This window comes from Cyclobacteriaceae bacterium (assembly GCA_030584025.1).
In the GTDB taxonomy this organism is placed as follows: Bacteria; Bacteroidota; Bacteroidia; order Cytophagales; family Cyclobacteriaceae; genus UBA2336.
This window is the reverse complement of record CP129487.1, coordinates 1,828,591-1,843,051: the sequence shown is the minus strand read 5'-3', so window position 1 is coordinate 1,843,051 and position 14,461 is coordinate 1,828,591. Positions and strand designations below refer to the sequence as shown.

General features: G+C 47.5%; 3 protein-coding genes. 1 reads left to right on the top strand and 2 read right to left on the bottom strand.

Annotated features, from left to right (window positions below):
* Positions 1-100: 100 nt before the first annotated feature.
* Positions 101-2,404 carry a Tex family protein gene (locus QY309_08325; protein WKZ61486.1) on the bottom strand — a complete coding sequence of 768 codons (2,304 nt, stop codon included), beginning with the start codon at positions 2,402-2,404 and terminating at the stop codon, positions 101-103.
* A 135-nt stretch (positions 2,405-2,539) separates the two neighbouring features.
* On the opposite strand from QY309_08325, the gene QY309_08320 reads away from it, so the two are divergent.
* Positions 2,540-3,247, top strand: coding sequence for an MIP/aquaporin family protein (locus QY309_08320; protein WKZ61485.1), 708 nt, complete (start codon positions 2,540-2,542; stop codon positions 3,245-3,247).
* 5 nt (positions 3,248-3,252) lie between these two features.
* Here the strand turns inward: QY309_08320 and QY309_08315 are convergent, their stop codons facing one another.
* On the bottom strand, positions 3,253-14,436 hold the full coding sequence (locus tag QY309_08315; GenBank protein WKZ61484.1) for a CARDB domain-containing protein: 11,184 nt from the start codon (positions 14,434-14,436) through the stop codon (positions 3,253-3,255).
* Positions 14,437-14,461 lie beyond the last annotated feature (25 nt).

The following is a 14,461-nucleotide window of genomic DNA, read 5'->3' as shown; positions in this document are numbered from 1 at the left end:
AATACATTGAATATAGGATTTCTTTTGATTTAAAGGAAGTCGAAATAATCAAGTGGACAAAACAAATTCATTGATTTTAATTTTAAAGTCTATCCTTTTCTTATCTCTTAAACTTCTCCTTCAGCAACGCCAGCTTTTCTTCCATACTCAACTCAGGTTGTTTGGGCTTGTGTTGTGGTTTTCCTTTTGGTTTTGATGATCCCGGTTTGCCTGGGCTGGCCTTTTTACCTGGAGCAGGTTGTTGCGGCTGTTCTGCAAACGGATCGCTTTTCATGGATAACCCGATGCGTTTGCGCGGTACATCTACTTCCACCACGGTAACCATTACCTTTTGCTGAACGGTAACTGATTCATTTGGATCTTTAATGAACTTATCGGCCAGGTGGGAAATATGCACTAAACCATCCTGGTGAACGCCAATGTCCACAAACGCACCAAAATTAGTCACGTTGGTTACAATGCCGGGTAGTTTCATACCCAGTTTCAGGTCTTCGATTGTGTTCACGCCTTCGGTAAAGCTGAAGATTTCAAACACCTTGCGGGGGTCGCGACCGGGTTTTTCAAGTTCCGAAACGATATCCGTAAGGGTGGGGAGCCCGGTTTTATCGGTCAGGTACTTGGTTAGGTCGAGTTGCCTGCGAAGTTCTGTGCTGGTCATCAGGTCTTTTACTGAACAGTTCAGGTCTTTCGCCATTTTACTCACAATGTCGTAGCTTTCAGGGTGTACGGCACTGGCGTCCAACGGATTTTCAGCTTCACGTATGCGTAAAAATCCTGCTGCCTGTTCAAACACTTTCTCTCCAAAGCGCGTCACCTTCATCAGCTCTTCGCGACTTTTAAACGGGCCATTCTGATTTCGGTATTCTACGATGTTACGGGCCAAAGCAGGGGTTAGCCCTGAAACGTAAGAGAGTAATTCCTTGCTGGCGGTATTTACTTCAACGCCTACTGCGTTTACGCAACTGATCACTACATCGTCAAGTCCTTGCTTCAGTTTACTTTGATCCACATCATGCTGGTACTGCCCAACGCCAATCGATTTGGCATCAATCTTTACCAGTTCAGCTAACGGATCGACCAACCTTCTGCCTATTGAAACGGCACCACGCACGGTTACATCCTTGTCGGGGAATTCTTCACGCGCTACATCCGATGCAGAATACACGGAAGCTCCGCTTTCGTTCACCATCACGATGATGATTTTGTTCGGTAACCCGATCGATTTGACAAACGATTCCGTTTCCCGACTTGCGGTTCCATTACCAATAGCAATGGCTTCAATTTCAAATTTCTCACAAAGCGCTTTAATCAATGCACCTGCTTTGGCTTTCTCACGCTGTGGTTCGTGCGGATAAATAACATCGTGATGCACGAGCTTTCCTTGCCGGTCGAGGCACACGACCTTACAACCACTACGAAAGCCTGGATCAAGCGCCAACACATTTTTTTGTCCGAGTGGTGCCGCCAGCAGCAACTCTTTCAGGTTGGTAGCAAATACTTTTATCGCTTCTTCATCCGCTTTCATTTTTGACTCCATGCGAATTTCAGTTTCAAGCGATGGCCGAAGCAAACGTTTGTAGCTGTCATGAACGGCAAGCTTCACTTGTTCGGTAGCAGCATTTGCTCCTTTGATGTACTGTCGCTCCAATAACTCTGTAGCCGATTCTTCCAGAGGGAAAATGTCCAGTGTAAGAATGCCTTCCTTTTCGCCTCTGCGTAAGGCCAACAATCGATGTGAAGGTGTTTTGGCAATAGGTTCATTCCAATCAAAGTAATCTTTGAACTTTTGCCCTTCCGCTTCTTTGCTCTTGACAACCTTTGCTACAACGGTTCCTTCCTTCCAGAAAAGTTCGCGTAGGTTTTTACGTGTTTCCGGATTTTCACTTACCCATTCGGCAATGATATCACGCGCACCGGCCAATGCTTCTTCGAGATCGGCAACTCCTTTTTCAGTATCCACAAAAGATTTCGCGAAAGCATCGAGGTCAAACTTCTCCTGATCGAATATTTTTTGTGCCAACGGCTCAAGCCCTTTTTCCTTAGCCATACTGGCGCGGGTCTTACGTTTGGGTCTGAAGGGCAGATAAATATCTTCCACCTCAGCCAGGGTTTTGGCTTTGGCCAATAACGCCAGCAATTCAGGTGTTAGAAATCCTTGCTTTTCAATAGAACTGATCACGGCTTCCCTGCGCTTATCCAGTTCCTGAAGTTGTTCAAGCCGGTCGCGTACGTTCGCAATGTTCACTTCATCCATGCTACCGGTCATTTCCTTGCGGTAACGCGAGATGAAGGGGATGGTGGAGCCTTCGGCTAATAACTCGGCCACGGCACGAACGTATTTCACGGGTTGATTCAGTTCCTCAGCAATCAGGTCGGTATAGCGGACCAGCGTTTCTTGTTCCATGTTTTCTTTAAAGCAGGTGGCAAAAATAGGATAAGGTTTTTAACTCGCAAGGATGTTTTTACAGTCTGATTTTGTGCACTTGCATTAGAATTTATGTTAAGTTTAACCTTAACACAACTTGAATTTCAATCGCTTATGTCTCCTTACCTCGCAGAATTTTTAGGCACACTTACACTTATTTTATTGGGTGATGGGGTTGTGGCTTCCGTAGTATTAAAACGAACCAAAGCCGAGAATGCCGGATGGTTAGTCATTGTCATCGCCTGGGGGCTCGCGGTTACCCTAGCCATCTATGCCGTTGGGCAATTCAGCGGTGCGCACATAAATCCGGCTGTAACGTTGGCGCTTGCATTTTCAGGAAGTTTTGATTGGGCACAAGTGCCTGGATATATATTGGCACAATTGGCAGGCGCCTTTACAGGTGCCATTTTAGTGTGGCTGCACTACCTGCCGCACTGGTCGGCCACAAATGACCCTGCCGGAAAGCTGGCCATTTTCAGCACGGGGCCTGCTATACGTTCACCCTTAAACAACCTGATCAGTGAAATCATCGGCACAGCGGTGTTGATTTTAGGCTTACTGACCATTGGTGCCAACACATTCACGGAAGGTTTAAATCCGCTCGTGGTTGGTTTACTCATTATTTCAATTGGTCTTTCGTTAGGCGGTACAACGGGTTTCGCCATTAATCCGGCCCGCGACCTTGGTCCGCGATTAGCTCATTTTCTTTTACCGATTCACGGTAAGGGTTCTTCTGATTGGAGCTATGCATGGATACCAGTGGTGGGGCCGATTGTTGGCGGAGTTTTAGGTGCTTGGTTATACCAGATATTATTTAGTTAATCGATTTATCGTTTAAGCGAAATGTATCCTGTCATCCTTGGCCGGTTTGAGTTGAACTCCAAAATGTAAAAGTAATTTCCACTCGGTAGTTCCTTTCCATTATTGGTTTGACCCTTGAACGGATTTGTAGCGTTGTCGTAATTCGTGGCTTCAAACACCAGGTCGCCCCAACGATTGTAAATTTTTAATTTGTTCTCGCGTGCATCAGCCAAAATATCAATGTTTCGGATGATGAGGTAATCGTTCAGGTCATCTCCATTATCGGGAGATATGGCATTGTAAACGATTAACTCGTTGCAGAATTCTTCTGTTACAGTAAACCCAGCTGATGGTATGCTCGCACAATTGTTCGCATCAAGTACCTGCACGGTGTATGTTCCGGCTGCCGTTACTTCAATTTGTTGTGTGGTTTCTCCGGTTGACCATAAGTACCCGCTAAACCCGGATGGTGCCTGTAGCACGGCAGGGTTTGCAGCAGTAGGACAGTTCAGTAGACCTGTAGCCGCAATAGTGGGTTGGGCGGGTAGAGGTAATATGATGGCCTGTACTTCAGCGCGTGTACTTTCATTACTGAACGAAGCAATAGAAACAAAATAACTGGTATTAGTAGTGAGTGCTGGAGTTGTAAAGGTAGCACTTGTCTCATTTGCGATAGGTGCACCCCCAACAGCGGTTGTATACCACCGATACGATTGTGCACCCACTGCACCACTGGCGGTGAGCGTAACCGTTCCAGGACCACATTGGGTTCCATCTGTTACAGTTGGGGCAACCAGTGGTTCGATAAATACGGCAAAGATTACCTGGTCGCTGGTCAGGTTTACGGTTAGCGGATTGGTGAAGCCAGTTGCATCACCTTGCCAGCTATCGAATATCCAACCCGTAGCTGGAATAGCCGTAACCGTTACGGTCTGAACGCCTTCATAGCGATTTAGATTTGGTGTTTTCTGGATAACACCTTGGCCGTTGGCTTCTACCAATAAATTGAAATAGGGCCCACCACACAGTTTGGTGCGTATGGAATTATCAGTTTCATCGTATTCCAATGGATCGCTGTTTCGGATTTCTGCGTAGAGATCATAGGTTTTATTGATCACCAGCCATTCGGTTTGAACGGTTGTCGTTTCATTTCCATTTAAGGTGAAACTTTTGGTCTCAATTGGAATGGTATCTGATTCTGTGATGTAATAGAAAAATACTTCAGCAGTAGCCTGCAGATCACCGGCATTGTTCAGGGTAGCGGTTATGATCACGTTGTCGCCATCATCGGGGCAGGCAATGTCAGCCTGCAGGTCGGTAAACAGCAGGTTAGGCGCTTCGCCAACAACAAGTGCGCGTGTAGCCACATTGTTGAGTTTGTTTGTTTCGGTGAGTTCGTTATCCGGATCAAGAATGGCGCGGATAACCCGTATACCTGCAGTAGGACTACTGTAAGGAGTATGCACTTCAATGGTGCCATCATCACCAGCGGGTACAGATGGGATATCCACATCAGGGCCTAACGGAACATCATCAACCAGTATCCGTGCTTTAAACGGACCGCTTGCACCAATGCCAATGTTGTCGTACGATAGGAATAGCAGGATCGGCTCACCTACATCCGGATTAATTTTACTGGGTGAAATATATTCTGAGAATATCCGCACATCAGGGGCAGGAACATTTACGGTAATATTTCTTTTGTATTCATTGTTGTCTTCACGGCATTCGGTGTATGCATTCAGTTCATCTACTACAACTTTTAATTCAAACGTTCCCGCCTGATCGAAAAGATGTGGAATGGAAATGATATAATTTCCGGCAGTTAAACCAGGTTGAACTACAGGAATTACTTCAGAGGCAATCTTAACGTTGTCAAGGAAGAAGGAAACTTCCACATCAGTCGCGGTGAATAATCCGTAATTATAAACTGATGCGGTCAGGTTTTGAACAGTGTTTACGTAGAAGCTTCCCCACACGCCACCAACAGGAGATACGTTAAAATCAACACATAATGGCATTTGCGCTACGTTATCTGCTTCACTGCTTTCTGTTATGGAATTATCTGAGTCAACGCGCACACGAACAGTGTGGTTTCCGTCAGTAGCCAGGCTTGTCGTCAGGCTGACATTTCGGGTAGTGCCTGGCAAAATGGTTTCGTTCACGTTTTGTGTTTCAATACGCGGCACCCCGCTTTCTGTTACCATCAATTCAATATTGAACGGAGCCGCCACAGCAACCTGTCCGTTGCTACGGTATACTACGTTGATATCGAAGTTTGTGCCGGGTGCCGGTAGAGGTGGCGTAACCGTGATGTCATAATTGCTGATATTCAGGTTTGGGAATAGTGGCGGTGGAGGAATATGCCGTATCGTCTTTGAAAATTCATTGTTTGTTTCCCGGTATTCATCCACAACACCCGATCCGATGGGCTCGTCCACGCGGATGGTTAACACCTTATCGTTCGTGTCGGCAAAATTATGGTTTACTGAAAATGTATTTCCCTCGCAATTATTCAACAAGGCAATGGGCTGGGTATGGATCAACGCACCATCGATATATACATTAACATCAAAAGGAGTGGTTGCCGGTATGCCACCAATGTTATCCACACGAACTGAGAAGGTGAACGGATTAAGCATGTTAACATTGCCGGGTATTACACCATTGGTCGTGTTAACAGGCGTGAGGTCAGGCTTATCTGGTAACACGGTTAAGTATACGGCAGCCTGGTTGTTGCCTTCCGACCTTTCTGCCACCTGATTATTCACATCTGCGTGGCTGGCGAACTGACAGTTATTTCGGTTGAAGCAATCTCCGATTACGCTGGTGGTTGTAGTGAACGTAAACACACGGGATTCACCAGGTGCCAATGAAGCAATAATTTCTTCACCCAACACCACATCGCAGTTGAAATACCGGAACAGGAAATTGGTAGCTGTTGCATTGCCAATATTTTGAACGATTGTGGTTCCTGAAACACTTTCACCCGGGAATATCGTGGATGTATTGAGTGAAATTATGGTCGATAAGTCAGGCTGTGGTGGTGCCGGCAAAACGGTGATGGTGATGGGGCCCTGGTATCCGGTTAACGTATAATCGGTTACTTCAATGTTTAAGGCATACGTGCCCGGTGTTAAAGGTGCAAAAACACCAAGCGTGTATGATCCATCCGGCAACGTTGTGGTTTGTGCTGCACTTCCGCCCGTAATTCGGGCAATGGCCGTTGCACCAGCTACATCGGGATTTACCCCTGCATCAATACCAAAGTATTGAGCCACACCGGTAATGGTTATGCCTTGTCCGGGAAATAGTGATAACGGGCCTGCCGTTGCATCTGGATCAATGCCCCCGGGCAGTTGATAATCGCCAGTCAGAATCGGACGTATGGCAAAGTTGTTCAGTTCATTATCTTCATCCAATACATTGGTTTCATCAATTACAACCTTTACCGGGTAAAATCCTGCGGCAGCAAATACCTGGTCCCACTGCAAGGTGATGGATGCCTGCGGATTGAGTTGTGTTATGGTTTGAGTAAACACCTGAACCTCTTCGATGTAGGCAGACACCACAAAATTCTCCGCCAGGTAATCAGACGTGTTACGCACTCGTGCATAAATCTTGATGGATTCATTGATGGCCGGGTTAGCTTTGCTGAATGAAATATCATTCGCGTAGATGCCAATGTCGAGTAAATCGTTTGAGACAAGTGGACGAGAAATAAAAGACGTTTGTGCCGTACATCCATCTGCACTACGCGCAACGATACGCGATCGCCAGGAAATTAAATCGGATAAATTCGTAATGGTAACGCGATACTCCTTACCGTCTGTTACATCCGTATCTGCCGGGTCAAGTTCAGTCATTTCACGAATGATATCCAGCGGGTCAGTGGGCAAACCATTTCCATTGGCATCCAGCTCAACACGTGGGTAACCTGATGCCGGTAAATTTCCACCGGCATCGGTATAGATCATTCTAAAATCAAATGGCGTATCGCTCGCTCCCTGCAACGGGGATACGAATGATGTGGTATACCCGGTTTCGTTGGTAAAGCTGATTGTTGGAATTTCTCTTACCGTAACCGTTACGGTTCTTGTTACCTGGCAACCATTTGCATTCGAAATTAATACGGTATAGGTAGTGGTGGTTGTTGGTGTAACGTTAATGCTCGCAGTTGTGGCTCCGGTGCTCCACTGGTATCCGGTTCCACCTGTTGCGGTTAAAGTTGTGGTTTCGGTTCTGCAAATGGTCAGGTCATTTGTAAGGGTCGTTACCAGATCGGGGAAATGTGTGAAACTTAAATTGATTTCATCATTGGCCGTGTTCTGATCGCCAGTCAGGATAAGGAAGGCCCGTATATCGTAGGCTTGCTTGGCAGAAAGATTTATTTTTTGCGTGAACGTAAATTCAAATTTTCCGCCCGGTGGAATGGTAACCGCGCCCGGCACACTTTCAATAACCGGAGCGGCTGGCAAGAGTTCATACCCTACCTGAAATCCGGAGATGGCAGCCGAACCCAGGTTGGTGATTTCAATGCGTACATCTTCGGTACTCGTTAAGGCGCAAGATGATGCAGGCGTAATGATGCGACTTATTGTTCCATCGGTTGTAAAGGCTGCTGTAAACTGTGATGCGCCAATACTTACAGGTAGAGTTCGTGCTACACCATTGATGTCGGTGGGTACAATTGCGGTAAGATCTAAACCTGCACCTGCAAGGGAAGAAGCGAGCGCATTGAGATCACTTTCAGATTGGTATAGTGGATCAACAGAAAGTGAATTTGCATCTTGTCCGCTTAATGATTGCCAGTCTGTTAGGTTAGCAGTAGTGGTATTATCCCATAATCCCAAAACTGCACCCGAATTAAAATAATTGTTGTAATCAATTTGCCCGAGGGCTATAGGGTCAGAAATATTTGCAGCAGGGCCACTCGTAGCTTTAATAATGTTGTTGATGATGTTAACATTTTGGCCTGCAGCGGATGTGTATTGAAATGCTGTACCAACACCCGTGGCATTTATGTTATTGTGATAGAAGTTAACGTTACGCAGGTAGGAGAGAAAAGCGGTTACAAAGGACGGACCATTGTTGGTTTGAAAAAAGTTATTGGCTATTAAACCGGGGCTACCTGCCGAAGATAACGCAGCATTGATGAATAGTGCAGAGCCATTTCCACCGGTTACCCGATTGGCGGTGATTTGGAAAGCACCATCGACTGAACTGATATCCAAGCCCCTGAAATTATTGGCCGATGGATTATTCAATACCTGATTTTGGTGTAGAATAAAACCCGTTTGATTGGTCAGATCAATGCCGTGGTAATATGCCTTGTCGATAGTGTTACCCGAAATGACTGTTCCGGTTGCTTTTGATGAGGGCCCGGCAAAGAGAATTCCATACGAGCCGTTTCGAATCGTATTATTACTAATCAGCAAATTCTGTGATTGTGCAGGCGAAATGTGGATACCAACGTGATGAGCGGCTGTTGAAGTAGTAACCATGCTCTCGATGATGTTCTCCTCGAGGCGAATATCCACCAAGCGGTTAATTACATCCACGACACGCGCATACGTAGCGCCCTCTGCTTTAATGGTTAAATTTCTGAAATGATGGTGGTCTGCATTACTTAACCGGATGGTGAAATTTGATCCACTGGTAGTGGCTGTAAATCGGATTACAGCATCCTGTGGTTGGCCGGTTGCGGATTCAAATGTTACGGTGTTTGTTGTCGATGAACCTGATACGGCCAGAAAAGTAAGCTGTTCATTAAATTCTCCGGTTACTTTAAATACCACCGGACCACTGATTCCAAAATTCTTAAGCGCATCCAGGGCAGCCGTTATTGTTGTGAAGTTGGTTGTACCGCTTCCGGCAGCATTGATGGTGTACTCGCCACTTAGAGGCGTACCAGATGTACCGAATTGATTCGCACCAATACTTGGAGTTGACGGACGTGCAATCCCGTCAATATCATCGGGAACTTCCGTGTTTACATTTTTACCTGCTGCGGCAAGCGCACTAACTGCGGTATAGAGTTGAGTATTTGATTGGTATTGCGGATCGATGGATAGTCCGTTTGCTTCAAAACCTGTGGCGGTCTGCCAGTCGGAAAATGTTCCATAGTTGGTTGAAACATCACGCCCGATGAACGATCCCGATGTAAACAGGTTATTGTGGTTGCTCTCCAAAATGGAATTCACGGCTGTGGAAGTCTGGAACTCTACGGCATGAGCCGTGTTGGCCCTAAAGATGTTATTGACAATCCGGTTACCGGTAGACTGGTGGCGGTTAAAGTGAAAAGCCTCCCCGCTGGAAGTGTTGTTTACGCTGTTGTGATAGATGTTGGTGTAGTTCAATCCGTACAGGATGTAGAATGTAGCGTAACTGGAGTTGGAATGGAAGAAGTTGTTGGCGATGATGGAAGGCTGTGCTTCCAGTCCGGAGCAGTAATACAGGCGCACGGCATGGCCCACCGAGCCGGTGATACGGTTGCGCAGCATCTCCAGGTATCCGGTAGTATTTTGAATGCCCGCCCCGTAGTAATCGCTCCAGGCTGTAGTGTTGGAGATGGTGTTGTCGTTGAAGATAATGTCCTGCATGTATTCCAGGTACACCGGTCGTGCAAACACGTTGGTGATGGTGTTGCCGGTGAATACCGTTCCCGGTGAACGGCTGCTGTTGTTGCCAATGTGAACAATACCCTGCGATCCACCGGTAATGGTGTTGTTGATAAAGCGAATATTGGTAGAAGTGGATGGACGCGCGAGGATAGCAGCACGGTCTTCTGTTACTGATGTAGTAGCCGGTAGGGTAATGACCAGGTTCTCGAAAGTAATGTCATCAGCCCGGTTAATGACATGGATGGCCCGGTTGAAATTGGTGCCTGTGCCGGGAGTGAAGGTGAGGTTACGAAACGTAACAAAGGTAGCATTGGAAAGCTGTGCAATGTAGTTGGTTCCTCCATCGATAGCCGCTGCGGGCGCAAGCACTACATCTGCAGCATTGCCCGACTGTGCCTGGAAGGTGATGGTGTTGGTGGATGAAGATCCGGAGATGGAAGGCAGTATAAACCGTTCTGCGAATGTCTGGGTGTTTAACAGGAATGTTACCGGCCCGCTAATGCCATTCACTTTCATCGCATCGATGGCTGCATTAATAGTGGTGTAAGTTTGCCCGGTGCCAACTGTATAGGTTCCGGATAATGGCGTTAAAGCAGCTGCGCTGAACTGGTTGGCCCCAATGCTGGGTGTTATTGTACGTGCGGTTCCGTCAATGTCAGCAGGTACAACCGAGAATAAATTTTTACCAGCTGAGGCAATGCCCGGTGCAGACGCATAGAGTGAAGTATTGGAAGCAAACTGCGGGTCGAAGAACACCGAATTGGTTTCAAAACCGGAAGCCGTACGCCATTGCTCCAGGGTGCCATAGTAGGCAGATACATCACGAACCAAAAACGATCCGGAGGTAAACAGGTTGTTGTAGTTACTTTCCAGGATGGAGTTCACGGCTGTGGAAGTCTGGAACTCTACGGCATGAGCCGTGTTGGCCCTAAAGATGTTATTGACAATCCGGTTACCGGTAGACTGGTGGCGGTTAAAGTGAAAAGCCTCCCCGCTGGAAGTGTTGTTTACGCTGTTGTGATAGATGTTGGTGTAGTTCAATCCGTACAGGATGTAGAATGTAGCGTAACTGGAGTTGGAATGGAAGAAGTTGTTGGCGATGATGGAAGGCTGTGCTTCCAGTCCGGAGCAGTAATACAGGCGCACGGCATGGCCCACCGAGCCGGTGATACGGTTGCGCAGCATCTCCAGGTATCCGGTAGTATTTTGAATGCCCGCCCCGTAGTAATCGCTCCAGGCCGTAGTGTTGGAGATGGTGTTGTCGTTGAAGATAATGTCCTGCATGTATTCCAGGTACACCGGTCGTGCAAACACGTTGGTGATGGTGTTGCCGGTGAATACCGTTCCCGGTGAACGGCTGCTGTTGTTGCCAATGTGAACAATACCCTGCGATCCACCGGTAATGGTGTTGTTGATAAAGCGAATATTGGTAGAAGTGGATGGACGCGCGAGGATAGCAGCACGGTCTTCTGTTACTGATGTAGTAGCCGGTAGGGTAATGACCAGGTTCTCGAAAGTAATGTCATCAGCCCGGTTAATGACATGGATGGCCCGGTTGAAATTGGTGCCTGTGCCGGGAGTGAAGGTGAGGTTACGAAACGTAACAAAGGTAGCATTGGAAAGCTGTGCAATGTAGTTGGTTCCTCCATCGGTAGCCGCTGCGGGCGCAAGCACTACATCTGCAGCATTGCCCGACTGTGCCTGGAAGGTGATGGTGTTGGTGGATGATGATCCGGAGATGGAGGGCAGTATAAACCGTTCTGCGAATGTCTGGGTGTTTAACAGGAATGTTACCGGCCCGCTAATGCCGTTCACCTTCATGGCATCAATGGCTGCGTTAATAGTGGTGTAAGTTTGCCCGGTGCCAACTGTATACGTTCCGGATAGTGGCGTTAAAGCAGCTGCGCTGAACTGGTTGGCCCCAATGCTGGGTGTTATTGTACGTGCGGTTCCGTCAATGTCAGCAGGTACAACCGAGAATAAATTTTTACCAGCTGAGGCAATGCCCGGTGCAGACGCATAGAGTGAAGTATTGGAAGCAAACTGTGGATCGAAAAACACCGAATTGGCTTCAAAACCGGAAGCCGTACGCCATTGCTCCAGGGTGCCGTAGTAGGCAGATACATCACGAACCAAAAACGATCCGGAGGTAAACAGGTTGTTGTAGTTACTTTCCAGGATGGAGTTCACGGCTGTGGAAGTCTGGAACTCTACGGCATGAGCCGTGTTGGCCCTAAAGATGTTATTGACAATCCGGTTACCGGTAGACTGGTGGCGGTTAAAGTGAAAAGCCTCCCCGCTGGAAGTGTTGTTTACGCTGTTGTGATAGATGTTGGTGTAGTTCAATCCGTACAGGATGTAGAATGTAGCGTAACTGGAGTTGGAATGGAAGAAGTTGTTGGCGATAATGGAAGGCTGTGCTTCCAGTCCCGAGCAGTAATACAGGCGCACAGCATGGCCCACCGAGCCGGTGATACGGTTGCGCAGCATCTCCAGGTATCCGGTAGTATTTTGAATGCCCGCCCCGTAGTAATCGCTCCAGGCCGTAGTGTTGGAGATGGTGTTGTCGTTGAAGATAATGTCCTGCATGTATTCCAGGTACACCGGTCGTGCAAACACGTTGGTGATGGTGTTGCCGGTGAATACCGTTCCCGGTGAACGGCTGCTGTTGTTGCCAATGTGAACAATACCCTGCGATCCACCGGTAATGGTGTTGTTGATAAAGCGAATATTGGTAGAAGTGGATGGACGCGCGAGGATAGCAGCACGGTCTTCTGTTACTGATGTAGTAGCCGGTAGGGTAATGACCAGGTTCTCGAAAGTAATGTCATCAGCCCGGTTAATGACATGGATGGCCCGGTTGAAATTGGTGCCTGTGCCGGGAGTGAAGGTGAGGTTACGAAACGTAACAAAGGTAGCATTGGAAAGCTGTGCAATGTAGTTGGTTCCTCCATCGGTAGCCGCTGCGGGCGCAAGCACTACATCTGCAGCATTGCCCGACTGTGCCTGGAAGGTGATGGTGTTGGTGGATGATGATCCGGAGATGGAGGGCAGTATAAACCGTTCTGCGAATGTCTGGGTGTTTAACAGGAATGTTACCGGCCCGCTAATGCCGTTCACCTTCATGGCATCAATGGCTGCGTTAATAGTGGTGTAAGTTTGCCCGGTGCCAACTGTATACGTTCCGGATAGTGGCGTTAAAGCAGCTGCACTGAACTGGTTGGCCCCAATGCTGGGTGTTATTGTACGTGCGGTTCCGTCAATGTCAGCAGGTACAACCGAGAATAAATTTTTACCAGCTGAGGCAATGCCCGGTGCAGACGCATAGAGTGACGTATTGGAAGCAAACTGTGGATCGAAGAACACCGAATTGGTTTCAAATCCTGAAGCTGTGCGCCATTGCTCCAGGGTGCCGTAGTAGGCAGATACATCACGAACCAAAAACGATCCGGAAGTAAACAGGTTGTTGTAGTTGCTTTCCAGGATGGAGTTCACGGCTGTGGAAGTTTGGAACTCTACGGCATGTGCGGAGTTGGCCCGGAAGATGTTATTGACGATGCGGTTACCGGTAGACTGGTGGCGGTTAAAGTGAAAAGCCTCTCCGCTGGAAGTGTTGTTTACACTGTTGTGATAGATGTTGGTGTAGTTCAACCCGTACAGGATGTAGAATGTAGCGTAACTGGAGTTGGAATGGAAGAAATTGTTGGCGATAATGGAAGGCTGTGCTTCCAGTCCCGAGCAGTAATACAGGCGCACGGCATGGCCCACCGAGCCGGTGATACGGTTGCGCAGCATCTCCAGGTATCCGGTAGTATTTTGAATACCCGCCCCGTAGTAATCGCTCCAGGCTGTAGTGTTGGAGATGGTGTTGTCGTTGAAGATAATGTCCTGCATGTATTCCAGGTACACCGGTCGTGCAAACACGTTGGTGATGGTGTTGCCGGTGAATACCGTTCCCGGTGAACGGGCAGAGTTGTTACCAATATGGAGGATGCCATTTGAACCTCCCGAAATGGTATTGTTCAGAAACCTGATATTTGTAGATAGGGTAGGCCTGAGAATAATTGCCCCCCGTTCTTCTGTTACGGAAGTTGTATTAGGTAATGTAATCTGCAGTTGTTGAAACGTAATGGAATTCAGGTTGTTGATGCCATGTATGGCTCGCGTGTGCGTGCTTCCGGTTGGTTGAATGCTCAGGTTTCGAAGTGTGATGAAGCTGGCATTGTCTAACCGGATCACATAATTATTCGTACTGGTAGTCTCAAACGTAAGCACTGCATCGGTGGCATTACCCGATTCTGCTTCAAACGTGATGGTATTGGTAGCAGAAGCACCCGTTATGGCACCAATGATAACCTGTTCGTTAAAAGTGCCCGTTCGCAACCGGAATGTAACCGGTCCGTTAACCCCGCGGGTTGTCAAATCAGTTATGGCAGCTGATAAAGTAGGGTAAGTACCGCCTGATCCAACGGTAAAAGCGCCCGAAAGCGGTTGTGCATAACCAAAAGAAGAAATTAATGTTAAGAATAGAAGAGTAATAAATGCTCTTCTTGGGAAAAGGATTGTTGCGAAGAGGGTTAGTCGCATATAAAATGAAGGTATTACAAGTTGT